The following is a 23,324-nucleotide window of genomic DNA, read 5'->3' as shown; positions in this document are numbered from 1 at the left end:
GTGAGAGCCAGTCTAGTCAGACGCCGAGGCGTAAGGAGTTTCCTTGGCAGCCAGCTTGATGACTGAGCGAGTCAGTCAAGAGAATAGTACAAATACGTGTCAGACAAGCGCCGTCAACAACGGCGCTCCTTGGGATTCAACCGCGCAACGCGGTGATCAAATCGGCCAGCCAAGGCTCGGCGTCGGCTTCCGGGGTAACGCTCTCGCTGGCATCCAGGCGCAGCATCGGCTGCACTTCGCGGATGCCCATTTCGGCGAACAATTCGCGCATTTGTTCACCGCCGCCACAGAAGGTATCGCCATAGCTGGCGTCGCCCAGGCCGATGACCGCTCCCGGCAGGCCACGCCAGGCGGCGGGCAGTTGGTCGCGGAGGGTTGAGTACAGAGGCTGCAGATTGTCGGGCAGCTCGCCCATGCCGGTGGTCGAGGTCACTGCCAGGAATGCATCGGGAGCAAAGGCCTGCACGTCTGCCAGCGTGGCACGAGGGTTGTGCCAGGCATCAAAACCTGCGTCCTTGAGGATTTTTTCCGCGTGGCGAGCGACTTCTTCAGCCGTACCGTAGACCGAGCCGGAGAGGATGGCGACTTTCATCAATCTGATCCTGTAGTTGAGTGAAAGCGTGGGATATTAGCAGCCTGTGCCAATATTTCAGTGCGCACCGTGCAACATTCAAGACTTGCCATAAACTGGCAGGGTCAAAACCAGGCCATGGACCGCTCTATGATTAACGCCAAACTGCTGCAAATGGTCGTCAATGCGTCCAACGACGGAATCGTTGTTGCCGAGCGCGAAGGCCGGGAAAAACCGCTGATCTACGTCAACCCTGCCTTCGAACGGCTGACCGGCTACACGCTGGACGAGATCCTCTATCAGGACTGCCGCTTCCTGCAGGCGGGGGACCGCGACCAACCGGCCTTGATCGCCATTCGTGATGCGCTCGACAGCGGCGGCGCCTGCCGAGAGATACTGCGTAACTACCGTAAGGACGGCACGCCTTTCTGGAACGAGCTATCGCTTTCAACCGTGTACAACGAGGTCGACAAGCAAACCTATTTCGTTGGTGTGCAAAAAGACGTCACCACCCAAGTCAAGGCACAGCAGCGCGTCGCCCAACTGGAAGCCCAGTTAGCCGAGCTCAAAAGTGAGATCGCCACACTCAAGGCGACGAGTGGATTTAACAAACTGTAAAAAACGCGGTCTTTAGAGCGATAATGGCTTTTTAATGCCTCAGCCTTGAGCTAGATCAATGCAACGCGACACGCTATTGACGCAGGACGAGCTGGATTTTATCCAGGACATGACACACAACCCGCAGCTCAACCTGCGGGATGCATGGTCGAGCCTGACGGTTAATGGCGGCGCACAGATTCGCGATTTGCTCACGCGGCTGGCCGCCCACGACCAGGTCACCATCCAGGCGCAGTTCGACAACCAGCAACTCACCTTCCCGTTGCACCTGGTGGAAGATGAGTTTCATGCTGTGCATTTGCGCCTGGGCGTACCGAGTATTTTTGAAGATGGGCCGATGATCCGCCCATGGCGCCTGGCGCTTGAAACGCCGGTGGCGCTGGAAAACATCAAGGGCTACCCCAGCGCGCTGTGGGTGCACGAAGTGTCATTCAAAGGGGTGCTGGTAGAAGTGCGTGGCCGGGTCAAACCGCCAAAGACCTTTTCTTTGTGGTTCAGCCCTTCCGGCTACGAACGCATCGCCCTGCGCGGTACGCTGGAGCGGGTAACCGCCCGCGGCCTGTTCGCCTATCGCCTGAGCCAAAGCGATGCCGATGAGATCGAACGGCTACGCCAGTTCATCCTGCACCAACACCGCCTGGTGCATCCGCACGTTCACGCCTGAGACTCGGGCTCCAGATGGCCGCTGAGCAGTTGCTGCAAGCGGCGCGGCATCAAGCGTCCGTCATTGCCCAGGCAACCAATCGACGAACCCTCCAGGCTGTGCTCTGCCAGGTCCGACGCTTCTCCAGCCAGTAACAACGGGCAATCGAGGGTGAAGGCCAGGCGATTGAGCCGCGACGCCAACTCTGTGCCAGGAGCGTGGTTGGAAAACAGCACCAAGGCTTGCGGTCGGGTGCGCTCGCAGATCAGCGTCAACTCATCCAGTGGCTGGCCAACGCCCAGGACCTTGACCGCCAGCTTCTCGCTCGACATCAACAAGCCCGCCACCAGCAACTCCAGCTCACGGCACTCTCCGCCAATGGCTGATAGCAATACCCGGGGCGCTGGCGAGGCACAGGCCATTTGCAGGCACCGTGCGACGCGCGAGCGCAGGAAATTGTCGAAGAACAGCCACTCGCTGGCTTGGCCAAAGCGGCCTTGGTGACGTAACAACTGCTTCCACAGCGGGACCAAAATGTCCTGGAACACCACGGTCGTCGAATAGACGCTGAAGATCTGGCCGTACAACCGGTCGAGCTCACGATCATCAAAAGCACTGATGGCCTGCCGCAGTTGCGCCTGCCATTGGCGCCACTCCAGTTCGGTATCGCTGCGTGACGCGGTAGCCGGCTCGTTGGGCTGTGGGTCGCGTGCCAAAAGCTTGCCGACTTTGCTCACCGCCACGCCCCGCTCGATCCAGTCGAGGATGCGGTGCACGGTTTCAATATCGGTGCTTGAGTAAAGTCTGTGCCCACTTTCGGTGCGTAAAGGCTGGATCAAACCGTAGCGACGCTCCCACGCACGCAACGTCACCGGGTTTACGCCTGTGAGTCTTGCCACTTCACGAATCGGAAACAGCCCATCGCAGTCAGTGTGGCTGTCGGGTGTCGTTTCACGAAATGGCGCAGTGATTTCGGGCATCAGCGGTCAAGAAACTTATATGAATTTGAATACTATTTAACGCCGATTGATCTGCATGATTCAAGATCTGCGGCGATCCATCCAAAGTTTCTGGCGTATTTGGGCAAAACCGGAATAATCCTTGCCTGTTCTTTTGCGTCGCTGCACCACCCCGCAGCTTCGTCCGTGCGCCGCCTACCCGGCTCGGCGCACTTGCTGATTTGGAGATATACGATGTCTACCTCACCCGTCACCTTGATGGTTGCGCGCCGCGTGGCCAAGGGTCGCTACGAAGAGTTGATGGCCTGGCTGCGCGAAGGCGAGCAATTGGCGACTGACTTCCCCGGTTACTTGGGTTCCGGCGTGCTGGCCCCACCACCCCATGATGATGAGTTCCAGATCATCTTCCGCTTTGCCGATGAAAAAACCCTACATGCGTGGGAATTCTCCGCCTCGCGCGGCGCGTGGCTAAGCCGTGGCAGCGAGCTGTTTGCCGACCCGTCGGAACACCGCGTCAGCGGTATCGATGGCTGGTTTGGCGCAGTGGGTGCCCGCCCGCCACGCTGGAAACAGGCGGTAGCCATCTGGTTGGCATTTTTCCCGGTATCGTTGCTGTTCAACTTCGGCCTGGGGCCGCTGCTCAGCGAGTTGGACCTGTTCAGCCGCGTACTGGTGAGCACCGCAGCCCTGACCCCGTTGATGGTATATCTCTTTATCCCGCTGTCGACCCACCTGCTGGCGAACTGGCTGCACCCTTCGCCCCCTCGCAAAGTCACTGAAGCCGCCGCTTGAGTACAGGGAGGCCGGGGCGCTGGTATAGTTTGAGCCTGCCAGCGACTTGAGCCTCCCATGAATGCAACCAACGCTCCGATCCTGATCACCGGTGCCGGCCAGCGTGTCGGCCTGCATTGTGCCCAGCGCCTGTTGGATGAAGGCCAATCGGTGATTTTCAGCTACCGCAGCGAACGCCCCGGCGTGCTGGCACTGCGTGAGCGGGGCGCCATCGGCGTGTTTGCCGACTTCTCCAGCGAAGCCGGAGTGCTGGCTTTCATTGGCGCCGTCAAAACCCATACCCAAAGCCTGCGGGCGATCATCCACAACGCTTCCGCCTGGGTCGCCGAAACCCCGGGCGACGAAAGCCGTGCCTTTATCGACATGTTCAGCGTGCACATGCTTGCGCCGTACCTGATCAACCTGCATTGTTCACCGTTGCTGCAACGTTCGACACCCGCCGATATCGTGCATATCAGCGATGACGTGGTGCGCAAGGGCAGCCGGCAGCACATCGCCTATTGCGCCACCAAGGCCGGGCTCGACAGCCTCACGTTATCGTTTGCCGCACAGTTCGCGCCGCTGATCAAGGTCAACGGCATCGCCCCGGCGATGGTGATGTTCAACGAAGGCGATGACGAAACCTATCGCGCCAAGGTCCTGGCCAAGTCGGCCCTGGGCATCGAGCCCGGGCCCGAGGTGATCTACCAGAGCGTGCGTTACCTGCTGGACAACCCCTATGTCACCGGTACCACCCTGACCGTCAACGGCGGGCGGCATATCAAGTAAGCCGTTTTTGAGGATGTTGTATGACATTATCCCTGCCCCACCACTACCGCGAGATCCTCAAGGGCCTGGGCGAAGACCCGCAGCGCGAGGGCCTGCTCGATACGCCCAAGCGCGCGGCCAAGGCCATGCAGTACCTGTGTCATGGCTATGAGCAGAATCTGGAGGAGATCGTCAACGGCGCGCTGTTCGCGTCAGACAATGACGAGATGGTGATCCTCAAGGACATCGAGTTGTACTCGTTGTGCGAGCATCACCTGCTGCCCTTTATTGGCAAGGCCCATGTGGCCTATATTCCGACCGGCAAGGTGCTGGGCCTGTCAAAACTGGCGCGCATTGTCGACATGTTCGCCAGGCGCCTGCAGATCCAGGAGAACCTCACGCGGCAAATCGCCGACGCCATCCAGGACGTGACCCAGGCCGCCGGCGTGGCGGTGGTGATCGAAGCCAAGCACATGTGCATGATGATGCGCGGCGTGGAGAAACAGAATTCAACCATGAACACTTCGGTGATGCTCGGCGCCTTTCGCGAGTCGAACACCACCCGCATGGAGTTCCTGCAACTGATTGGACGGAGCAAGTAGCAATGCCACAACTTCAACCAGGCATGGCGCGTATCCGGGTCAAGGACCTGTGCCTGCGCACCTTTATCGGCATCAACGAGGACGAAATCCTCAACAAACAGGATGTGCTGATCAACCTGACCATCCTGTATGCCGCCCAGGAAGCCGTGCGTGACAACGACATCGACCACGCCCTGAACTACCGCACCATCACCAAGGCCATCATCGCTCACGTCGAAGGCAATCGCTTTGCCCTGCTGGAGCGCCTGACCCAGGAACTGCTGGACCTGGTGATGAGCAACGAATCGGTGCTGTACGCCGAAGTCGAAGTGGACAAGCCCCACGCGCTGCGCTTTGCCGAGTCGGTTTCGATCACTCTGGCCGCCAGCCGCTGATAGCAAGTGAGCCCTATGAACGACCAACAACGCCTCGAACTCGAAGCCGCCGCCTTTCGCCGACTGGTAGCCCACCTGGACAGCCGCAAGGATGTGCAGAACATCGACCTGATGAACCTCGCCGGCTTCTGCCGCAACTGCCTGTCCAAGTGGTACAAGGCCGAAGCCGACGAACGCCAGATCGAGCTCAGCCTCGATGACGCCCGTGAAGTGGTGTACGGCATGCCGTACGCCGAGTGGAAAGCCCAATACCAGCAAGAAGCCAACGCCGACCAACAGGCCGCGTTTGCCAAAGGAAAGCCTCATGACTGATTTGAACACCCTGCGCGCCAGCCTCAACAGCGGCGAACACGTTTTTGCCGACACGTTGGCATTTGTCGCTGCCGGTTATGACTACCAGCCGCAAGCTTTCACCAACGGCGGTGTGGAAAACGCTGCCGGGCAGAACGAAGGTTCGTGCAAGACCCTGGGTTTGGCGCTGCTGGAAGGGTTGAGTGATAAGGAAGCACTGCTGGCGTTTGGTGAGCATTACCGGTCGGTGGTGGCGACGCCTGAGGGCAGTGACCATGGCAATATCCGAGCGTTGATTGCCCATGGGTTGGCCGCAGTGAAGTTTGCTGAACAGCCTCTGACTCGCCGCTGATTTAATAATCAACCCCGCTCAATGTAGGAACCGGGCTTGCCCGCGAGGGCGGTGGTGACTATCACACCGCTATCGCAGGCAAGCCAGCTCCCACATTTGTTTTGCGGTGTCTCGGCTAGATCGCAGGCATAAAAAAACCGGCTTTCGCCGGTTTTTTCAATTTCACAGGTTTAGAACGAAGCGTCCTTCAAACCGTCGAGGTAACGCTCGGCATCCAGGGCCGCCATGCAACCGGCGCCGGCCGAGGTGATGGCCTGGCGGTAAACGTGGTCTGCCACGTCGCCCGCAGCGAAGATACCTTCGATGTTGGTCGCAGTCGCATTGCCTTCACGGCCGCCTTGCACCACCAGGTACCCGTCTTTGGCTTCCAGCACGCCTTCGAACAGCGAGGTGTTCGGGGTGTGGCCGATGGCGATGAACACGCCGTCGACTTTCAGCTCGTCGAAGCTGCCGTCGTTGTTTTTCAGGCGGGCACCGGTCACACCCATGTTGTCGCCCAGGACTTCATCCAGGGTGGCGTTGAGCTTGAGGATGATCTTGCCTTCGGCGACACGGGCGTGCAGCTTGTCGATCAGGATCTTCTCGGCGCGGAAGGTCTCGCGGCGGTGAACCAGGGTCACGGTGCTGGCGATGTTGGCCAGGTACAGCGCCTCTTCCACGGCAGTGTTGCCACCGCCGACCACGGCAACCGGCTTGTTGCGGTAGAAGAAACCATCGCAGGTGGCGCAGGCCGAAACGCCCTTGCCCATGAACGCTTCTTCCGACGGCAGGCCCAGGTAACGAGCACTGGCGCCGGTGGCGATGATCAGCGCATCGCAGGTGTACACACCGCTGTCACCGGTCAGGCTGTAAGGCTTTTTCGAGAAGTCGACCTTGTTGATATGGTCGAAGACGATCTCGGTTTCAAAGCGCTCGGCGTGCTCTTTCATACGCTCCATCAGCACCGGGCCGGTCAAGCCATGGACATCGCCCGGCCAGTTGTCGACTTCAGTAGTGGTGGTCAACTGACCGCCCGCCTGCATGCCGGTGATCAGCAGCGGCTTGAGATTGGCCCGGGCAGCGTAGACAGCGGCGCTGTAACCGGCAGGGCCGGAACCGAGAATAATCACTCGGGAATGACGGGTATCAGACATGACTCACTCCTACCGACCGCCCAGACCACAGGGCGGCGGGAATAAAAAAGGACGGCGAAGCACTTGGGGAAGGCTTTGACTCGCCAGGTCCTGAAAATAATGGGTGCAGCGTATCGAGGGGGGCAAGATTAAGGAAATACGCATTAACAATCCAGCTCATAGGTGTTCTCTATGCGCGCGATTGAGTTAATCGACCCCTTTGTAACCCTGGGTGTCGCCTACCTGCCGGAGCTTTCACATCAGGTGCAAAGCCGGTAAGGTCGGCGCGTTCGCCATTTTGCTCGGAGTATTCCATGCCCGCCCCTGCCCTTTCTGGCCCGCAATACCTGCGTGAAGGCCTCAAACTGGTGTTGAGCCCTGGCCTGCGCCTGTTCGTGCTGCTACCGTTGGCGATCAACCTGGTGCTGTTCGTCGGGTTGATCTATTTTGCCGGCCATCAGTTCAGCCTGTGGGTCGACAGCTTGATGCCGACGCTGCCCCACTGGCTAGGTTTTTTGAATTACCTGTTGTGGCCGCTGTTTGTGGTGCTGGTGGTGCTGATGGTGTTTTTCACCTTCACCATGCTCGCCAATATCATCGCCGCACCGTTCAACGGGTTTCTCGCCGAGAAGGTTGAGGTCGTGGTACGTGGCACCGATGACTTCCCGCCGTTCAGTTGGGCTGAACTGGCCGCCATGGTTCCGCGCACCCTGGCGCGGGAGATGCGCAAGCTGGGTTATTTCCTGCCACGTGCCATCGGCCTGTTTATCCTGTCGTTCATCCCAGTGGTCAACCTGATCGCGGCGCCGTTGTGGCTGTTGTTTGGCGTGTGGATGATGGCGATCCAGTACATCGACTACCCGGCCGACAACCACAAGCTGGGCTGGAACGAAATGCTCGCCTGGCTGCGCCAGAAGCGCTGGCAGAGCATGAGCTTTGGCGGCATTGTTTACCTGGTGCTGCTGGTGCCGGTGGTCAACCTGTTAATGATGCCAGCGGCGGTGGCCGGGGCGACGTTGTTCTGGGTGCGTGAGCAAGGCGCCGAAGCGATGGCGCAGCAAGCGGTGGTCAAGTCATAAATCCATCATCGCACTGACACAATGGCGACATGGCCCACGCCGACACTGTGGGTCATGACGACAGCCTCGCTTCACATCACCCTCATTACCGAAACCTTCCCGCCGGAAATCAACGGGGTGGCCAATACCCTTGGCCGCCTGTGCGAGGGCTTGCGCTCACGCGGCCATCAGGTCGAGCTGGTACGCCCACGCCAGAGTGCCGACCAAACCCGCCCCAGCGACGATGAACTGCTGCTGTGCCGCGGCTGGCCACTGCCGGGCTACCCAGGGCTGCAATGGGGCCAATCGTCAATGCGTAAGTTATTGCGACGCTGGACGCGCCAGCGCCCCGATGTGCTGTATATCGCCACGGAGGGGCCGCTGGGGCTCTCGGCGTTGCGCGCCGCACGGCGCTTGGGCATCAGCGTGGTCAGCGGCTTTCATACCAATTTCCAGCAGTATTCGAACCAGTATGGCTTGAGCCTGTTGAGCCGCGTGGTCACCCATTACCTGCGCTGGTTTCATAACCGCTCAAGCCTGACCCTGGTGCCAAGTGCCAGCCAGCGCCTGGAGTTGGAGCGCCGGCATTTTGAGCGCCTGGACCTGTTGTCCCGGGGGGTCGACAGCCAATTGTTCCACCCGGCCAAGCGCGATAACACACTACGTGAAAGCTGGGGGTTGAGCAGTAACCAGATCGCCGTACTGCATGTCGGGCGACTGGCCCAGGAAAAGAATCTGGGCTTGCTCAAACGCTGCTTCGACACCCTGCAGGACAGGTACCCGCTACGCCAGATGAAACTGATCGTCGTCGGCGATGGTCCGCAGCGGGCCATGATGGAGAAGGACCTGCCCGAAGCGGTTTTCTGCGGTGCCTTGCGCGGTGAGGAACTGGCGCGGCACTACGCATCCGGCGATATGTTCCTGTTCCCCAGCCTGACCGAAACCTTCGGCAACGTGGTATTGGAAGCCATGGCGTCGGGGCTTGGAGTAGTAGCTTATGACCAGGCTGCCGCAAGCCAGCATCTACGCCACGGCTACAACGGCGTGCTGGCGATGCCAGGGGATGAGCGTGCGTTTTGCGAGGCCGCCAACTGGCTACTGGAGGATGCAGAAGGTTTACGCCGTATGCGACTGAACGCCCGCCAGCATGCCAGCCGCCAGGGCTGGCCGGCGATTATCGAGCAATTCGAGCAGCAGTTACGCGGTGTGTGTGCGCAGCGTTATGCCCTCTCAGCGCAACCTTACGTGCCTTGAAGGCGTATTTCGCAACAGGCAGGGAAGCGCCTGGGGTACGCCCTTTAAGTTTTGCCTAATATTTAAAATAGGAACCAGCAGCCGTGCGGTGCCAATCAGAAGCACCTGCAATAGAGCAGGCCTTTCAACGAATAGAGAGACCGCGAAATGGCAATTTATGGAATGGGTGTACGCAATGGCGTGAACATGCCAACGGCACAATGGACCCAACAGCAACAATGGCTGGATCAATCCCGCGCAGAGCCGTCAACTTACGGCCAGCCAGGGCATAAAGACGCACTCAAGACTGATCACAGCAAAGAGCTGAACAAGCGCCCAGAGTATTAATCACTGAGGCGAAGTGCTCCCTGTGACCCTCACAGGGAGCACTTCCCTTACACCAGCGTTGTCAGCGCCTCACGACTGAAGGGCAAGATGTCACCCTCGCGCCCTTCGCGTACCTTCACGGCCCAATCCGGGTCCACCAGCAGCGCACGGCCTACGGCCACGAGGTCGAACTCATCGTTGTTCAGGCGCTCCAGCAGTTTCTCCAGGCTGGCAGGCTGGGCGACCTTGTCGGTGTTGACCATGAACTGCAGGAACTCGCCATCCAGGCCCACGCTGCCCACCGTGATGGTTGGCTTGCCGGTGAGCTGACGCGTCCAGCCGGCCAGGTTGAGGTCGGAGCCTTCAAATTCCGGCTCCCAGAAACGGCGAGTGGAGCAGTGGAAAATATCCACGCCAGCGTCAGCCAGTGGCTTGAGGAACTCACCCAACGCTTCAGGGGTTTGTACCAGGCGCGCGGTGTAGTCCTGCTGCTTCCACTGGGAGAAACGCAAGATGATCGGAAAATCCGGGCCGACAGCGGCGCGGGTCGCCTGGATCAGTTCGATGGCAAAGCGCGAGCGGTTGGCCAGGCTGCCACCGTATTCGTCGGTGCGCTGGTTGCTGCCTTCCCAGAAAAACTGGTCGACGAGGTAGCCGTGGGCACCGTGGATTTCCACGCCGTCCATGCCGATCGCCTGGGCATCCTTGGCCGCTTGGGCGAAGGCGTTGATCACCTCCTTGATGTCCTGTTTGGTCATGCCGTGCACAACGACATTGCCGTCCTTGAGCTTTTCCATCGGGCCATAAGCCGGCACACTGGCGTCAGGCTCGGTGCCGATACGGCGCACACTGCCCACATGCCACAGCTGCGGGACAATCTTGCCGCCTTCAGCGTGGACCGCATCGACCACTTTCTTCCAGCCAGCCAAGGCGGCTTCACCGTAAAAATGCGGCACGTTGGGGTAGCCGTTGGAGGCTGGATGATCGACCACCGTGCCTTCAGTGATGATCAAGCCCACACCGGCAGCGGCACGGCGACGGTAGTACTCAATGACTTTGGAGTTGGGTACGCCACCTGGGGAGAACGAGCGGGTCATGGGCGCCATGACCACGCGGGTCGACAGTTGCAATGCACCGAGCTGGAAGGGTTTGAACAAGGCTTGGACGGGCATGGAACGCTCCACGGGGGACTGAATTTATGATGCGGATAATATGGAGAGCTTGCAGCGCTGAGTAGCACTATTGATCTAAATGATTAAGGGGTAAAAGCGGGACGCGGAGCGTCCAGGGTGGCATTCCCACGCAGAGCGTGGGAACGATCAACGCAGAGCGTGGGAACGATCAGGCCGTCACTGGCGTCAGCTCAGGGCTTTTTCGATGGCCTGGATGATGGAGGGATCTTCTGGGGGCGTACGGGGTGAGAAGCGCGCAAGTACGCGGCCATCTTTACCTAACAGGAATTTCTCGAAGTTCCAGGTGATATCCCCGGGGAATTCAGCGCCCTCGCCCGCCAGCAAGCGGTACAACTGGTGCCGATCAGGGCCGTTGACGTCGATCTTGCTGCCCAGTGGAAAGGTCACGCCGTAGTTCAGGCTACAGAACTCGCGGATTTCTTCCTCGCTGCCCGGTTCCTGACCGGCAAACTGATTGCACGGCAAGCCGAGCACCGTAAACCCTTGGCCCTTGTACTGCTGGTAGAGGTTCTCCAACGCCGCGTATTGCGGGGTCAAACCACATTTGGACGCCACATTGACCACCAGCACGACTTGGCCCTTGAAAGGCGCCAGCGGTAGCGCTTGTCCGTCCAAGGCTTTGAGTTTCAGATCGTGGAAAGCACTCATGACGAACTCCAGATATCCCATGTTCTTTGCATTGCAGCCCTTCGGAGCTTACAACCGGCAAAGCTGCAATCATAGACGCCGATGACGAAACTCGCCTGCAGGTTACTGAGCGGTCGGCCAGGGCAAAATCGGAATCGCCGTCACCGCATTCTGCGGGCTGCCTTCGATCAGGCGGTCGCTGTAGACCAGATACACCAAGGTGTTGCGCTTCTTGTCGAGGAAACGCACGACCTGCATGGTCTTGAACACCAGGGAGGTGCGCTCCTTGAACACTTCGTCGCCGTCCTTGAGCTCACCCTTGAAGTGGATCGGGCCCACCTGGCGGCAGGCGATCGAGGCTTCGGCACGGTCTTCGGCCAGGCCCAGGCCGCCCTTTACGCCGCCGGTCTTGGCGCGGGACAGGTAGCACGTCACGCCATCGACCTTGGGGTCGTCAAACGCTTCGACCACAATCCGATCGTTGGGGCCGACGAACTTGAACACCGTCGACACCTGGCCGACCTCTTCGGCCGAGGCCAGCAGTGGCATGGCCAGCAGCAGGCCGAGCAATCCCTTCATCACGCGCATCGTGTATTTCCTATGGTTAGACCAGGATCAGGTTGTCGCGGTGAACCAGTTCCGGTTCTGCCATATAACCCAAGAGTCCGACAATGGCGTCGGAGGGTTGTCCGATAATCTTCTGTGCTTCCAGGGCGCTGTAGTTGGCCAGGCCGCGCGCAATCTCGCGACCGTCTGGCGCAACGCACACCACCATCTCGCCACGGCGGAAGCTGCCCTGCACCAACTTCACACCCACCGGCAGCAGGCTCTTGTTGCCCTGGGACAACGCCGCTACTGCGCCTGCGTCCAGCACCAGGGTGCCACGGGTTTGCAGATGACCGGCCAGCCATTGCTTGCGCGCCGCCAGCATGCCGCGCTCCGGCGAAAGCAACGTACCGATGCGCTCACCGGCCTTGAGGCGATCGAGCACGCGCTCCAGGCGCCCGCCGACGATGATGGTGTGGGCCCCCGAACGCGCGGCCAGGCGCGCAGCGCGCAGCTTGGTCTGCATGCCACCGCGGCCCAGGGCACCGCCGACACTGCCGGCGACCGCATCCAGCGCCGGGTCATCGGCGCGGGCTTCATAGATAAGCTGGGCATCGGGGTTGTTGCGCGGGTCGGCGTCGAACATGCCATCGCGGTCGGTGAGGATCACCAACAGGTCGGCTTCCACCAGGTTGGCCACCAGGGCGGCCAGGGTGTCGTTGTCACCGAAGCGGATTTCGTCGGTGACCACGGTGTCGTTCTCGTTGATGACCGGGATAACCTTGAGCTCCACCAGCGCGCGCAGGGTACTGCGGGCGTTGAGGTAGCGCTTGCGGTCGGACAGGTCGTCGTGGGTCAGCAGCACCTGCGCCGTGTGGCGGCCGTGCTCGGCAAAGCTGGATTCCCAGGCTTGCACCAGGCCCATCTGGCCGATGGCGGCGGCGGCTTGCAGTTCGTGCATCGCGCTGGGTCGCGCGGTCCAGCCGAGGCGGCTCATCCCGGCGGCAACCGCTCCGGACGACACCAGCACCAACTCAACGCCTGCTTCATGCAAGGCCACCATCTGCTCGACCCAGACGCTCATGGCTGCGCGATCCAGACCTTTGCCATCCGCCGTCAACAGCGCACTGCCGATTTTCACGACCCAACGCTGCGCACCTGTCACTTTGCTCCGCATCATCTTCAACCTTAGAGTGAGGGCCGCGCGACCCAGCGCTGCCCATAACGTTATACCCGGATACCAAAACGCCGCTCCAAGGAGCGGCGTTCAAGTTTATCGCAACGGATCAGTCACGCACGTAAATGATTTCCGGACCGTCTTCATCATCCACGTCTTCTTCGTCCCAATCATCGTCGCCGATGTCGTGGACCGACTTCACGCCGCTGCGGCGCAGGGCGCGCTGGTCGTCCAGGGCCTGCAACTGGGCGCGGGCTTCGTCTTCGATCTGCTGGTCGAGCTCGGCGAGTTCGGCCTTGTACACCGGGTCGGCCGCCAGGCGGTCGGCACGGTCTTCCAGGTAACGCATGATGTCGCGGGTCAGGCGCTCGGTGCCTTCTTTGGCGATGGCCGAGATGACGTAGACCGGACCTTCCCACTCCAGGCGATCAACGATCTCCTTGACGCGCTCTTCGTGCTCTTCTTCCAGGATCTGGTCGCACTTGTTCAGTACCAACCAGCGATCGCGCTCGGCCAGGGCCGGGCTGAACTTGGTCAGTTCGCTGACGATGACTTCGGCGGCATCGGCGGCACTGGTGTCATCCAGCGGCGCCATATCGACGAGGTGCAGCAGCAAACGGGTGCGGGACAAGTGCTTGAGGAAGCGGATACCCAGGCCTGCGCCGTCGGAAGCGCCTTCGATCAGGCCAGGAATGTCGGCAACCACGAAGCTTTTCCAGCGGTCTACGCTGACCACACCCAGGTTTGGCACCAGGGTCGTGAACGGGTAGTCGGCAACTTTCGGCTTGGCGGCCGATACCGAGCGAATGAAGGTACTTTTACCCGCGTTCGGAAGGCCCAGCAGGCCCACGTCCGCCAGTACTTTCATTTCCAGCTTGAGGTCACGCTGCTCGCCGGGCTTGCCCGGCGTGGTCTGGCGCGGTGCACGGTTGGTACTGGACTTGAAGCGGGTGTTACCCAGACCGTGCCAGCCGCCCTGCACAACCATCAGTTTCTGGCCGGCCTTGGTCAGGTCGCCAATTACTTCCTGGGTCGCGGAGTCGATGATCGTGGTGCCGACCGGTACGCGCAGTACCAGGTCTTCACCTTTTTTACCGGTGCAGTCGGTGCTGCCGCCGTTGGAGCCACGCTCGGCATCGAAGTGCCGGGTGTAACGGTAGTCGACCAGAGTGTTGAGGTTCTCGTCGGCCATCATGTAGATGGAACCGCCGTCACCGCCGTCACCGCCGTTCGGGCCACCGTTTTCGATGAATTTTTCGCGACGGAAACTCATGCAACCGTTACCGCCGTCGCCTGCTTTTACTCGGATGGAAACTTCATCAACGAACTTCATAACAAAACGCCTCTCGCCGCATGGACGAGCTTAAGAAACCAAGACATAAGACTCTTGCAAAAATGAGCGCAGCGACCTCAATCAGCGACCGCAAACCAGCGCCTGAGCTCATCACAGACAGCTTTGCAAGAGACTCACTCCACAAACGAAAAAGCCCCGTCGCAAGACAGGGCTTTTCCAGCGATCTCGCAATTAAGCTGCGACAACGCTCACGTAACGGCGGTTGAACGCGCCCTTTACTTCGAACTTGATCACGCCTTCGATTTTAGCGAAGAGGGTGTGATCTTTACCCATGCCAACACCGTAACCGGCGTGGAATTGGGTGCCGCGCTGACGCACGATGATGTTGCCCGGAATGATTTTCTGGCCGCCATACATCTTCACGCCAAGGCGTTTGGCTTCTGAGTCGCGACCGTTACGGGTACTACCACCAGCTTTTTTGTGTGCCATGAGTCAATTCTCCTAGTGAGGAATTAGGCTGAAATTAAGCCTGAATACCGGTGATTTTGATCTCGGTGTACCACTGGCGGTGGCCCATACGCTTCATGTGGTGCTTACGACGACGGAACTTGATGATGCGGACTTTATCGTGACGACCTTGGGAGATCACTTCAGCCACAACGGTAGCGCCAGCAACAACTGGAGCGCCGATGTTCACGTCATCGCCATTGGCGACCAACAGAACGCGATCAAAAGTAACGGATTCGCCAGTAGCGACTTCCAGTTTCTCGATCTTCAGGTATTCACCTGGGGCGACTTTGTATTGCTTGCCACCAGTAACAATTACTGCGTACGACATGGTATTTCTCCGATAATCCTGCTCACCCAGCGCTTTATAAGAAGAGGTATTGGCTGGCATGGCTGCATGGGATGGACGTCCCGAATGCAATTGCGTAAGGCAGGTGCTGCCCAGGAAGTTCAGGGTGCGCGATTGTACGCAAGGTAAAGAGGTGTTGCAAGGGGCCGTCTATCGCGCCTTGACACTGCGGGGTGAGGGTCCTAGCATGCCGCGCAACCCTTCTGGAGCGACTGTCGCTGATGCAACCCCAAGCTTTCTACCGCGCGGTCGCGGACGATTTTAGCGCCGTCGACGGCATCATCAAGCAGCAGCTGACGTCTAAAGTGCCGCTGGTCTCCAAAATTGGCGACTACATTACGTCGGCGGGCGGCAAACGCCTGCGTCCTTTATTAGTGTTGCTGTGCGGCAAGGCCCTGGGCCGTCAAGGCGACGACCTGCGCCTGCTGGCTGCCACCATCGAATTCCTGCACACCGCCACCCTGCTGCATGACGACGTGGTCGACATGTCCGGCATGCGCCGTGGTCGCGAGACCGCAAACGCGATGTGGGGCAACGCGCCCAGCGTGTTGGTGGGCGACTTCCTGTATTCGCGTTCGTTCGAAATGATGGTCGAGCTGGGCTCGATGCCCGTGATGAAGATTCTTTCACAGGCCACACGCATCATCGCCGAAGGCGAAGTGTTGCAGTTGTCCAAAGTCCGCGACGCCAGCACCACCGAAGAAACCTATATGGAAGTGATTCGCGGCAAAACCGCGATGCTCTTCGAAGCCTCTACCCACAGTGCCGCCGCGCTGTGTGGCGCCACCGCCGAACAGGCCGAGGCGCTGCGCACGTTCGGTGACCACCTGGGCGTGGCGTTCCAACTGGTGGATGACCTGCTCGATTACAAGGGCGACGCCGAAACCCTGGGCAAGAACGTCGGTGACGACCTGGCCGAGGGCAAGCCGACCTTGCCGCTGATCTACACCATGCGCGAAGGCACGCCGGAACAGGCCGCTCTGGTGCGCAAGGCGATCCAGAAAGGCGGGATCGAAGACCTGGAAGCCATCCGTGCCGCCGTGGAAGCCTCGGGTTCCCTGGAGTACACCGCGCAACTGGCGCGTGGCTACGTGGCGCGGGCGATCACCTGCCTGGAAGCGCTGCCGGCCAGTGAATACCGGGATGCCCTGGTTGAGCTGAGTGAGTTTGCGGTCGCCCGTACTCACTGATTCCGCGCTGTTTAATGTGGGAGCTGGCTTGCCTGCGATAACTGGAGTGAATTCACTGCCACTATCGCAGGCAAGCCAGCTCCCACATTAGGACGAGTCCAACCCCATCCGCGTTTAAAACCCTATATAATGTGCGACTTTTAGCCATCCCTGACTTTCTAGGAGCTTTAGTGAGCACGTTGCCTCCCTGCCCCAAATGCAATTCCGAATACACCTACGAAGACGGCGCCCAGCTGATCTGCCCGGAATGCGCCCATGAATGGTCCGCCACTGGCGAGGCCGAAGTGGTTGGCGATGAAACCGTGAAGAAAGACTCTGTGGGCAACGTCCTGCAGGACGGCGACACCATCACCGTGATCAAAGACCTCAAGGTCAAGGGCACTTCCCTGGTGGTCAAAGTCGGCACCAAGGTCAAGAACATCCGCCTGTGCGACGGCGACCACGATATCGATTGCAAGATCGACGGTATCGGCCCCATGAAGCTCAAGTCCGAGTTCGTGCGCAAAGTCTGATCCTGCTGCATTCCATCCCGCGCCCGCCGCGGGGTGGCGTTTTGCCCTCTGCGTTGATCGAACACAATACCCACACAGAAAAAAACAGAAACTGCCAATAGACGCTTGCTATTCTACGAATAAGAATTATTCTCATTGAAACCCATCAAGGAGAACGACCATGACTTATTTGATAGATGCCTGGCTGGATCGCCCTCACCCTTACCTGCGAATCCTGCATCGGGAAACCGGTGAAGTCTGTGCGGTGCTTGAAGAAGAAGCGCTGAACGAGCTGCAGGACCAGGGCGATCTGGACGTCAATGGCCTGAGTTCCAGTGAGCCTGGGGTGCTGAAGGAAGTGGTGAGGAATCTGTTTCTGTTCTGCTATGCACGAGCGTTGCGCCCGGCGACGGAGCTTAATGGCAAGTTCCATCCATGAAGAAACTGGCAAATGCCTGTTGGGGCGAACGCGTTCGTCCCAACAGGTAACCAGCGGGTCTTACAGAACGTCGAGCAGCTCGACGTCGAATACCAGAACGCTGTGCGGCGGGATGCTGCCAACGCCTTGAGCGCCGTAAGCCAGTTCGCTCGGCACGTACAGGCGCCATTTGCTGCCGGCATTCATCAGTTGCAGGGCTTCGGTCCAGCCGGCGATCACGCCGCCAACCGGGAATTCTGCAGGCTGGCCGCGCTCGTAGGAGCTGTCGAACACAGTGCCGTCGATCAGGGTGCCGTGGTAGTGAGTACGCACTTGGTCTTCACGGGTCGGCTTGGCGCCGGTACCAGCCGTCAGCACTTCAAATTGCAGGCCGGAAGCCAGGGTGGTGATGCCATCACGCTTGGCGTTTTCCGCCAGGAAAGCCAGGCCAGCGCCTGCTGCAGCTTCAGCCTTGGCAGCGGCTTCGGCTTGCATGATTTCACGGATCACTTTGAAGCTGGCCGCCATTTGCTCTTGGTCAACACGGCTAGGCTTGCCTGCGAACGCGTCGGTCAGGCCGGCCAGGATCGCGTCCAGGCTGACGCCCGGTGGCGGGTTGTCACGCAGTTGGTCGCCCAACTGACGGCCAATACCGTAGCTGACGCGGGTTTCGTCGGTGGACAGATTAACTTCGGACATGAAGAGGCTCCGCTGTAGGACGCCACAGTTTCCCGCGCCGCCCAGAACTAAAAGGGCCCGCAGACTAGCACACATGAGCGGGCCGTGATCAGCCCCACCCCGGCTACCAAAGCGCCAGATCATAGGTCAGGTACAACCGGTAGTTGTCCCGGTCACTGGCATAGGTTGAGCGATAAGTGGCCTTGCGCACCTCCACACCCAGGCCTTTGAAGGTGCTGTCCTGAACCACGTACCGCAGATTCGTGTCGGATTCCCACTCCCGTGCCTCACGCCCTTTGAAGTCGCCGTTTTGCCCTTTGTAGTAGCGGGTCATGAAACTCAAGCCAGGCAGTACCGCCGCCAAGTCATAGTCGTAGCGCAGCATCCAGGTTTGCTCACCCGCCTGGATGAACTTGCCCACACCCGCGTTACTAAAGGAATACAACGTCGACACACTTGCATATGGCAACGCCGTCTCGCCACTGACTTTCTGATAGCCCACACCCAGCGCCTGCGCACCCAGGCGATAGGTAAACAGGCCGCTGAACATGTCACTGTCGACTGCACCGTTACGTGCCTCACCGGCTTCACTGCTGATGAAATAGCGCAAGTCGCTGGTCAGCGTGCCCCGGCCCAACGGCTGCTTATGCACAAGGCCGAAGAATTGCTGGCGGTAGAATTCGCGCATTTCGCCGTAGTACCACGTGCCACTGAGCTTTGGCGTAAAGGCGTAGGTGGCGCCAGCGAAATCGAAGTCACTGCCCTTCTTGCCACTGTAGCCCTGGGGATAAATATCCACGCTGTCGGTGGAGTTACGCAGCTTGAATTTATCCAGGTGCCCGGCGTGCAGGTACAGGTCGCGAATGCCGGTGTATTCCACTTGAGTGCCCTGGAAGGTCTGCGGCAACAGGCGGCCATCGTTGTGCACCAGCACCGGGATCTTTGGCAGCAACGTACCGGTTTTCACCACCGCGTCGCCCCAGCGCAGCTTGGCCGTGACTCCCAGGCTGGAAAACTCGCTGGCCGCATGACCATCGTCATGCACCGGCAGCAAACCCGTGCCGGCGTGGGTCGGGCTGGAGTCCAGACGCAAGCCCGCCAGCCCCAGGGCATCCAGGCCAAACCCAACAGTGCCCTCGGTATAACCTGACTGCAGATTGAGCAGAAAGCCTTGGGCCCACTCCTTGCGGTCTTCGCCCCCGTCGCGGTAGCCGTCGTTGAAGTAGAAGTTACGCAAGGTCAATCGGCCTTGGGAATCCTCCCAGAACCCCTGGGCCATTACTGCAGGCGACAAGCTCGCTAGCAACCCCGCGGAGACTATTCCCCCCCTCGTGAAAAAATCACGCATAAACCGTTCCTCAATGCCGTGTTGTGTTTTTTTATGGGCAGTTGCGCAGGCGCGACAGGCTGGACGGCATGTCGCGTTGCAGCGGACACTAACGGCTCATCAACTGCCCCACAACGTTATGCGAGAAGCGCATCAGGCTATGCGTGAAGCACCCGCCGCCCTTGCCAACCGACAGGAAGAACACGGTGAATCTCAAGCAACTCGAAGCTTTCAAAGCGATCATGTCTACCGGCTCGACCATCGGTGCCGCGACACGCATGGGCCTCTCGCAATCGGCGGTCAGCCGCCTGCTGAGCCAGTTGGAAGAGCATGTGGGTTTTGCCCTGTTCCTGCGCAAGAAAGGCCGCCTGATGGCCACGCCAGAGGCGGAGGAACTGCTCACCGAAGTCGCCGGACTGGTCGATGGGATGCAGCGTATCCAGCGCCTGGCTGACGAGATGCGTGTAGGGCGTTCGCGCAAAAGCCTGCTCAAGGTCGCGGTACCCACCAGCATGACCCAGGAGCTGTTGCCACGCATCGTGGCGCAGTTTCTCAAGGAGCATGACGACATTGTCGTGGAACTGCTGACCGGTTCTTACGACACGATCGAGCGTGCGGTGCTGGACCGTTCCGCCGACCTGGGCTTTGTACGCCTGCCCACGGAAATACCTGACTTCGATGTCGAGCCGGTGCTACAAACCGAAGGCGTCTGCGTGATGCCCGCCGACCATCCGCTGACCCGTCACGCCTGCATCCAAGTGCAGCACCTGCGCGATGTGCCGTTGGTGATGCTCGGCCGGCAACGCGCATTGCGGGCCGAGCTGAACCAGGTGTTTCGTGCCGCCAACCTCACACCGCAGGTGCGGGTCGAGGTGCACTCGGTCGGGGCAGCGTGCAGCTTCGTTGCCGAGGGCCTGGGGGTGTCGATCGTCAATGGTCTGCTGGCCAGCCACTTCCGGCATTTGCCCATCGTCACCCGCCCGTTTCGCCCGGCGCTGCCCTACGCATTCGGCCTGGCGTTTCGCGCCAATGAGCCGCGCTCGCAACTGGTACACGCGTTTGCCGAGCACCTCAAGCAGGGTCTGGCCGCACAAAACGCATAGCCCAACCCACCCCACGCATAACGTTGTCGTCGCGAAAACTTTGCCCTAGTGTCCGCCCCACACGTGTCACCCCTATAACAATAACGGCGCACGCCGGGGCCACTAGCATGAGCGAATCCCAGAGCATCCCTACCCAAGCAGCGGTGGGAAATACCACGCAACGCAAGCAGATCAATCCCGCCATCATCCTGCTGAGCATCGTCCTGCTCGCAGTGGCGTTTACCTACGCGGTGAACTCGGGCACGTTCCAGCGCCAGAATGGCCTGGTGATACCGGGCTCTTACCAGGTGCTGGAAAAACACGACTCCCTGGGCCAACTGTTCAGCCTGGAGCCGCGCAAAGCCGGCGACACCGTGGCCCGCCCGGTGTCCTTGGTGGAAGGTTTCATGGCCATTCCCCAGGGCATCGAGAAACGTGCGGCGCTGATTTTCATGGTGCTGTTCATCGGTGGCATGTTCGGGGTGCTGAACAAGGCCGGAGTGATCGACGCCGGGCTGGAACGCATGCTGGGCCTGACCCGGGGTAATATCTACGTGCTGGTGCCATGCCTGATGCTGGTGTTTTCCGCCGGCAGTACCTTCATGGGGCTGGCCAAGGAATTTATCCTCATCGTGCCGTTGATGGTTGCCATGGCTAATCGGCTGGGGCTGTCGAACCTGATCGGGCTGGCCATCGTCACGATCTCGGTGAAGATCGGCTACCTGGCTTCTATTTCCAATCCCGTGGCGCTGTCCGTGGCGCAGCCGATGGTCGGGCTGCCGATCTTCAGTGGCCTGAGCATGCGTGTGCTCGCCTACTGCAGCTTCCTGCTGGTGGGCATTGCCTTCGTGCTGTGGAGTATTCGCAAGCACGGTTACGATGCCACGGCGCAGATCACTTTCGAAAGTACGCCGCTGCCCCTTCGCCATCTGATCAACCTGATCGTACTGCTGACGGGCATCGCTTTCCTGGTCTACGCCTCCAACCGCTGGGGCTGGAAATACCATGAGCTGTCGGCGTTCTACCTGCTGCTGACGCTGGCCTTCAGTGTGATCGCCGGGCTCGGCGCGAGCACTGCTGCCAGTGCCTTTGTCGATGGCATGAAGAAGGTGCTGATCGCCGGCGTGTTGATCGGCCTGGCCACCGCCGTAGAGATCATCCTCAGTACCGGCCAGGTACTGGACACCATCGTCAACAGCCTGGCCAACCTGGTGGGCGACCACGGCCCGATCGTGTCGGCCTATGGCATGTTCTTCGCGCAACTGGGGCTCGATGTACTGATCCCATCCACCTCAGGCCAGGCGGCGGTGACCATGCCGATCTTCGGGCCCTTGGGCCAGTTGTCCGGCGTCAGCCCGCAGACCACGGTGTTCGCATTCTTGATGGGCAACGGCCTGACCAACATGATCACCCCCACCTCCAGCGGCCTGCTGGTGCTGTTGGCCACCGCCAATGTCGGCTGGGGCCAATGGGCGCGTTACATCCTGCCGCTGTTCCTGATCTACGCCGTGCTGGCGATGGTGTTGCTGGCCATTGCGGTGACGAGCGGGTACTGAATCGATGAGTGTTATCTGCATGCAAATTCTGCCTGACCAAATGATCCCGATGCGTGACGGCATCCACCTGGCCACCGATATTTACCTGCCAGCGGGCGGCAAAGGGCCGTTTCCGGTGGTGATCGAACGCACGCCCTACGACAAAAGCAAGCCCTCGCGCTCGGAAAAACAGCTCGACGGCCAACACATCTCCCGTGCACAAATGGCCGCACGGTTTACCGAGCAAGGCTTTGTCGCGATCTTCCAGGACTGCCGTGGGCGCTACGCCTCCGAAGGCACGTTCACCAAATACACGGCCGAGGGTGAGGACGGTTTCGACACCCTGGCCTGGATCGTCCAACAGCCCTGGTGCAACGGCAGGATCGGCAGCATGGGCCTGTCCTACGCGGCCCACACGCAGTTGGCGATGGCCTGCCTGCACCCACCGGGCCTTGGCAGCATGGTGCTGGACAGCGGCGGCTTCGCCAATGCTTACCAGTGCGGGATTCGCCAAGGCGGCGCCTTTGAACTCAAGCAAGCGACCTGGGCCTTTCGCCAGGCCAAGGAAAGCCCGGCGGCCCTGGCCAACCCTCAGATTCGTGAGGCGTTAGAGCAAGAGGATATCCATCAGTGGTTCACGCGCATGCCATGGCAACCCGGCCAATCGCCGCTTCGCCACGTGCCGGAATACGAAACCTATGTGTTGGACCAATGGGCCCAGGGCACCTTCAGTGAATATTGGCAACAGTCCGGCATCTACGCCGAAGGCCACTACGCGCAACTGCCCGATATCCCGGTACTGTTCATGTCCAGCTGGTACGACGCCTACGTCAGTTCAACCCTGGCCAACTACCGCGCCTTCACCCAGAACGGCACTGCCCGCCAGCGGTTGGTGATGGGCCCATGGCTGCATGGCGACCGCAATATCAGCCACAGCGGCGATGTGGAGTTCGGCCAGCAAGCCACCTTCGATGGGCAGGTCGATCAGGATTGGCTCAGTTGCCGCCTGGCGTGGTTCGAGCATTCCCTCAAACCATCGCCTCACACCACGACGGCCAGCGTGCAGGTGTTCCTGATGGGCGGTGGCAGCGGTAACCGCGATGAGAACGGACGTTTGCAGCATGGCGGCCGCTGGCTGCACACCACGCAATGGCCACTCCCCGGCAGCCAGACATTGACCCTCTACCTGAATGCACACAGGCAGTTGAGCCGCACGGCACCTGTCGAGGCT

Annotated in this window: 29 protein-coding genes; 17 read left to right on the top strand and 12 right to left on the bottom strand. The window is 60.0% G+C overall.

The window, feature by feature from the left end:
• Positions 1-136: 136 nt before the first annotated feature.
• Entirely contained in the window at positions 137-592 is a 456-nt protein-coding gene (locus tag GIW04_RS10735) for a flavodoxin (RefSeq protein WP_003194066.1), read from the bottom strand.
• A gap of 129 nt (positions 593-721) precedes the next feature.
• Here GIW04_RS10735 and GIW04_RS10730 point away from each other — a divergent pair, with 129 nt between their 5' ends.
• Positions 722-1,189, top strand: a complete 468-nt coding sequence (locus GIW04_RS10730; protein WP_003194067.1) for a PAS domain-containing protein — start codon at positions 722-724, stop codon at positions 1,187-1,189.
• A gap of 58 nt (positions 1,190-1,247) precedes the next feature.
• Complete coding sequence (locus tag GIW04_RS10725; RefSeq protein ID WP_003194068.1) at positions 1,248-1,853, top strand: hypothetical protein; 606 nt, start codon at positions 1,248-1,250, stop codon at positions 1,851-1,853.
• Here GIW04_RS10725 and GIW04_RS10720 read toward each other — a convergent pair.
• Positions 1,844-2,812, bottom strand: coding sequence for a MerR family transcriptional regulator (locus tag GIW04_RS10720; RefSeq protein ID WP_120248538.1), 969 nt, complete (start codon positions 2,810-2,812; stop codon positions 1,844-1,846). The genes GIW04_RS10725 and GIW04_RS10720 overlap by 10 nt on opposite strands.
• Positions 2,813-3,025: 213 nt before the next feature.
• On the opposite strand from GIW04_RS10720, the gene GIW04_RS10715 reads away from it, so the two are divergent.
• From GIW04_RS10715 to GIW04_RS10690, 6 genes are read left to right on the top strand one after another with little or no spacing between them, the layout of a single operon-like run.
• Positions 3,026-3,583 carry an antibiotic biosynthesis monooxygenase gene (locus tag GIW04_RS10715; RefSeq protein WP_120248536.1) on the top strand — a complete coding sequence of 186 codons (558 nt, stop codon included), beginning with the start codon at positions 3,026-3,028 and terminating at the stop codon, positions 3,581-3,583.
• 57 nt (positions 3,584-3,640) lie between these two features.
• Positions 3,641-4,351, top strand: a complete 711-nt coding sequence (gene folM / locus GIW04_RS10710) for a dihydromonapterin reductase (RefSeq protein WP_120248535.1) — start codon at positions 3,641-3,643, stop codon at positions 4,349-4,351.
• A 20-nt stretch (positions 4,352-4,371) separates the two neighbouring features.
• Positions 4,372-4,932, top strand: a complete 561-nt coding sequence (gene folE / locus GIW04_RS10705) for a GTP cyclohydrolase I FolE (protein ID WP_003194072.1) — start codon at positions 4,372-4,374, stop codon at positions 4,930-4,932.
• A gap of 2 nt (positions 4,933-4,934) precedes the next feature.
• A complete protein-coding gene (gene folX / locus GIW04_RS10700) occupies positions 4,935-5,306 on the top strand; it encodes a dihydroneopterin triphosphate 2'-epimerase (protein WP_003194073.1) in 372 nt (123 codons plus the stop codon).
• A 15-nt stretch (positions 5,307-5,321) separates the two neighbouring features.
• On the top strand, positions 5,322-5,618 hold the full coding sequence (locus tag GIW04_RS10695) for a DUF1244 domain-containing protein (RefSeq protein ID WP_003194074.1): 297 nt from the start codon (positions 5,322-5,324) through the stop codon (positions 5,616-5,618).
• A complete protein-coding gene (locus GIW04_RS10690) occupies positions 5,611-5,949 on the top strand; it encodes a HopJ type III effector protein (protein WP_057710537.1) in 339 nt (112 codons plus the stop codon). The genes GIW04_RS10695 and GIW04_RS10690 overlap by 8 nt, the downstream gene beginning before the upstream one ends.
• A gap of 170 nt (positions 5,950-6,119) precedes the next feature.
• Here the strand turns inward: GIW04_RS10690 and trxB are convergent, their stop codons facing one another.
• Complete coding sequence (gene trxB / locus GIW04_RS10685) at positions 6,120-7,082, bottom strand: thioredoxin-disulfide reductase (protein WP_003194076.1); 963 nt, start codon at positions 7,080-7,082, stop codon at positions 6,120-6,122.
• 293 nt (positions 7,083-7,375) lie between these two features.
• Between trxB and cysZ the strand changes: the two genes are divergently transcribed.
• The 3 genes from cysZ to GIW04_RS10670 all read left to right on the top strand — a co-directional run bounded on the left by cysZ (position 7,376) and on the right by GIW04_RS10670 (position 9,700).
• The gene (gene cysZ, locus GIW04_RS10680) at positions 7,376-8,140 is read left to right on the top strand and encodes a sulfate transporter CysZ (RefSeq protein WP_003194077.1); all 765 of its coding nucleotides are present in this window, start codon (positions 7,376-7,378) and stop codon (positions 8,138-8,140) included.
• A 54-nt stretch (positions 8,141-8,194) separates the two neighbouring features.
• Positions 8,195-9,373: a glycosyltransferase family 4 protein gene (locus tag GIW04_RS10675; RefSeq protein ID WP_057710538.1), complete on the top strand. Its 1,179-nt coding sequence runs from the start codon at positions 8,195-8,197 to the stop codon at positions 9,371-9,373.
• A 147-nt stretch (positions 9,374-9,520) separates the two neighbouring features.
• Positions 9,521-9,700 (top strand): hypothetical protein, encoded by a 180-nt coding sequence (locus GIW04_RS10670; RefSeq protein ID WP_003194079.1) that lies wholly within the window; start codon positions 9,521-9,523, stop codon positions 9,698-9,700.
• A 47-nt stretch (positions 9,701-9,747) separates the two neighbouring features.
• On the opposite strand, the gene GIW04_RS10665 is transcribed toward GIW04_RS10670, so the two are convergent.
• The 7 genes from GIW04_RS10665 to rplU form a co-directional block, all read right to left on the bottom strand.
• Entirely contained in the window at positions 9,748-10,851 is a 1,104-nt protein-coding gene (locus GIW04_RS10665) for an NADH:flavin oxidoreductase (protein ID WP_034133646.1), read from the bottom strand.
• 186 nt (positions 10,852-11,037) lie between these two features.
• A complete protein-coding gene (locus tag GIW04_RS10660; protein ID WP_003194081.1) occupies positions 11,038-11,520 on the bottom strand; it encodes a glutathione peroxidase in 483 nt (160 codons plus the stop codon).
• Between the two features lie 102 nt (positions 11,521-11,622).
• The gene (locus tag GIW04_RS10655; protein WP_003194082.1) at positions 11,623-12,087 is read right to left on the bottom strand and encodes a CreA family protein; all 465 of its coding nucleotides are present in this window, start codon (positions 12,085-12,087) and stop codon (positions 11,623-11,625) included.
• Between the two features lie 16 nt (positions 12,088-12,103).
• A complete protein-coding gene (gene proB, locus GIW04_RS10650; RefSeq protein WP_003194083.1) occupies positions 12,104-13,222 on the bottom strand; it encodes a glutamate 5-kinase in 1,119 nt (372 codons plus the stop codon).
• 109 nt (positions 13,223-13,331) lie between these two features.
• Entirely contained in the window at positions 13,332-14,555 is a 1,224-nt protein-coding gene (gene cgtA / locus GIW04_RS10645) for an Obg family GTPase CgtA (RefSeq protein WP_003194084.1), read from the bottom strand.
• 192 nt (positions 14,556-14,747) lie between these two features.
• Positions 14,748-15,005 (bottom strand): 50S ribosomal protein L27, encoded by a 258-nt coding sequence (gene rpmA, locus GIW04_RS10640; RefSeq protein WP_003176049.1) that lies wholly within the window; start codon positions 15,003-15,005, stop codon positions 14,748-14,750.
• Between the two features lie 34 nt (positions 15,006-15,039).
• Positions 15,040-15,354 carry a 50S ribosomal protein L21 gene (gene rplU / locus GIW04_RS10635; protein ID WP_007950961.1) on the bottom strand — a complete coding sequence of 105 codons (315 nt, stop codon included), beginning with the start codon at positions 15,352-15,354 and terminating at the stop codon, positions 15,040-15,042.
• A gap of 239 nt (positions 15,355-15,593) precedes the next feature.
• Between rplU and GIW04_RS10630 the strand changes: the two genes are divergently transcribed.
• From GIW04_RS10630 to GIW04_RS10620, 3 genes are all read left to right on the top strand, one after another.
• Positions 15,594-16,562, top strand: coding sequence for a polyprenyl synthetase family protein (locus GIW04_RS10630; RefSeq protein ID WP_120248532.1), 969 nt, complete (start codon positions 15,594-15,596; stop codon positions 16,560-16,562).
• Positions 16,563-16,732: 170 nt separating this feature from the next.
• Positions 16,733-17,074, top strand: a complete 342-nt coding sequence (locus GIW04_RS10625) for a zinc ribbon domain-containing protein YjdM (RefSeq protein WP_003194087.1) — start codon at positions 16,733-16,735, stop codon at positions 17,072-17,074.
• Between the two features lie 160 nt (positions 17,075-17,234).
• Positions 17,235-17,492 (top strand): PA4570 family protein, encoded by a 258-nt coding sequence (locus GIW04_RS10620; RefSeq protein ID WP_003194088.1) that lies wholly within the window; start codon positions 17,235-17,237, stop codon positions 17,490-17,492.
• A 60-nt stretch (positions 17,493-17,552) separates the two neighbouring features.
• Here GIW04_RS10620 and GIW04_RS10615 read toward each other — a convergent pair whose 3' ends face one another.
• Both GIW04_RS10615 and GIW04_RS10610 read right to left on the bottom strand, forming a co-directional pair.
• On the bottom strand, positions 17,553-18,170 hold the full coding sequence (locus GIW04_RS10615; RefSeq protein WP_003194089.1) for an FKBP-type peptidyl-prolyl cis-trans isomerase: 618 nt from the start codon (positions 18,168-18,170) through the stop codon (positions 17,553-17,555).
• A 103-nt stretch (positions 18,171-18,273) separates the two neighbouring features.
• Positions 18,274-19,497, bottom strand: coding sequence for an OprD family porin (locus tag GIW04_RS10610; RefSeq protein ID WP_164692257.1), 1,224 nt, complete (start codon positions 19,495-19,497; stop codon positions 18,274-18,276).
• Between the two features lie 185 nt (positions 19,498-19,682).
• On the opposite strand from GIW04_RS10610, the gene GIW04_RS10605 reads away from it, so the two are divergent.
• The 3 genes from GIW04_RS10605 to GIW04_RS10595 all read left to right on the top strand — a co-directional run.
• Positions 19,683-20,579 (top strand): LysR family transcriptional regulator, encoded by an 897-nt coding sequence (locus GIW04_RS10605; RefSeq protein ID WP_034133650.1) that lies wholly within the window; start codon positions 19,683-19,685, stop codon positions 20,577-20,579.
• Positions 20,580-20,686: 107 nt separating this feature from the next.
• Positions 20,687-22,114 carry a YfcC family protein gene (locus tag GIW04_RS10600; RefSeq protein WP_094774896.1) on the top strand — a complete coding sequence of 476 codons (1,428 nt, stop codon included), beginning with the start codon at positions 20,687-20,689 and terminating at the stop codon, positions 22,112-22,114.
• Positions 22,115-22,133: 19 nt separating this feature from the next.
• A partial coding sequence (locus tag GIW04_RS10595) for a CocE/NonD family hydrolase (RefSeq protein ID WP_236349016.1) occupies positions 22,134-23,324 on the top strand: 1,191 nt, incomplete at its 3' end.

It is taken from the genome of Pseudomonas sp. PA-4-8C (genome assembly GCF_021606625.1).
In the GTDB taxonomy this organism is placed as follows: Bacteria; Pseudomonadota; Gammaproteobacteria; order Pseudomonadales; family Pseudomonadaceae; genus Aquipseudomonas; species Aquipseudomonas lactis.
The sequence above is the reverse complement of the archived record's forward strand: the minus strand, read 5'-3'. Positions and strand labels throughout refer to the sequence as shown.

Coding starts and splice junctions, on each gene's coding strand:
- GIW04_RS10735 (WP_003194066.1), bottom strand. CDS start 592: ATGAAAGTCGCCATCCTCTCCGGCTCGGTCTACGGTACGGCTGAAGAA.
- GIW04_RS10730 (WP_003194067.1), top strand. CDS start 722: ATGATTAACGCCAAACTGCTGCAAATGGTCGTCAATGCGTCCAACGAC.
- GIW04_RS10725 (WP_003194068.1), top strand. CDS start 1,248: ATGCAACGCGACACGCTATTGACGCAGGACGAGCTGGATTTTATCCAG.
- GIW04_RS10720 (WP_120248538.1), bottom strand. CDS start 2,812: ATGCCCGAAATCACTGCGCCATTTCGTGAAACGACACCCGACAGCCAC.
- GIW04_RS10715 (WP_120248536.1), top strand. CDS start 3,026: ATGTCTACCTCACCCGTCACCTTGATGGTTGCGCGCCGCGTGGCCAAG.
- folM (WP_120248535.1), top strand. CDS start 3,641: ATGAATGCAACCAACGCTCCGATCCTGATCACCGGTGCCGGCCAGCGT.
- folE (WP_003194072.1), top strand. CDS start 4,372: ATGACATTATCCCTGCCCCACCACTACCGCGAGATCCTCAAGGGCCTG.
- folX (WP_003194073.1), top strand. CDS start 4,935: ATGCCACAACTTCAACCAGGCATGGCGCGTATCCGGGTCAAGGACCTG.
- GIW04_RS10695 (WP_003194074.1), top strand. CDS start 5,322: ATGAACGACCAACAACGCCTCGAACTCGAAGCCGCCGCCTTTCGCCGA.
- GIW04_RS10690 (WP_057710537.1), top strand. CDS start 5,611: ATGACTGATTTGAACACCCTGCGCGCCAGCCTCAACAGCGGCGAACAC.
- trxB (WP_003194076.1), bottom strand. CDS start 7,082: ATGTCTGATACCCGTCATTCCCGAGTGATTATTCTCGGTTCCGGCCCT.
- cysZ (WP_003194077.1), top strand. CDS start 7,376: ATGCCCGCCCCTGCCCTTTCTGGCCCGCAATACCTGCGTGAAGGCCTC.
- GIW04_RS10675 (WP_057710538.1), top strand. CDS start 8,195: ATGACGACAGCCTCGCTTCACATCACCCTCATTACCGAAACCTTCCCG.
- GIW04_RS10670 (WP_003194079.1), top strand. CDS start 9,521: ATGGCAATTTATGGAATGGGTGTACGCAATGGCGTGAACATGCCAACG.
- GIW04_RS10665 (WP_034133646.1), bottom strand. CDS start 10,851: ATGCCCGTCCAAGCCTTGTTCAAACCCTTCCAGCTCGGTGCATTGCAA.
- GIW04_RS10660 (WP_003194081.1), bottom strand. CDS start 11,520: ATGAGTGCTTTCCACGATCTGAAACTCAAAGCCTTGGACGGACAAGCG.
- GIW04_RS10655 (WP_003194082.1), bottom strand. CDS start 12,087: ATGCGCGTGATGAAGGGATTGCTCGGCCTGCTGCTGGCCATGCCACTG.
- proB (WP_003194083.1), bottom strand. CDS start 13,222: ATGCGGAGCAAAGTGACAGGTGCGCAGCGTTGGGTCGTGAAAATCGGC.
- cgtA (WP_003194084.1), bottom strand. CDS start 14,555: ATGAAGTTCGTTGATGAAGTTTCCATCCGAGTAAAAGCAGGCGACGGC.
- rpmA (WP_003176049.1), bottom strand. CDS start 15,005: ATGGCACACAAAAAAGCTGGTGGTAGTACCCGTAACGGTCGCGACTCA.
- rplU (WP_007950961.1), bottom strand. CDS start 15,354: ATGTCGTACGCAGTAATTGTTACTGGTGGCAAGCAATACAAAGTCGCC.
- GIW04_RS10630 (WP_120248532.1), top strand. CDS start 15,594: ATGCAACCCCAAGCTTTCTACCGCGCGGTCGCGGACGATTTTAGCGCC.
- GIW04_RS10620 (WP_003194088.1), top strand. CDS start 17,235: ATGACTTATTTGATAGATGCCTGGCTGGATCGCCCTCACCCTTACCTG.
- GIW04_RS10615 (WP_003194089.1), bottom strand. CDS start 18,170: ATGTCCGAAGTTAATCTGTCCACCGACGAAACCCGCGTCAGCTACGGT.
- GIW04_RS10610 (WP_164692257.1), bottom strand. CDS start 19,497: ATGCGTGATTTTTTCACGAGGGGGGGAATAGTCTCCGCGGGGTTGCTA.
- GIW04_RS10600 (WP_094774896.1), top strand. CDS start 20,687: ATGAGCGAATCCCAGAGCATCCCTACCCAAGCAGCGGTGGGAAATACC.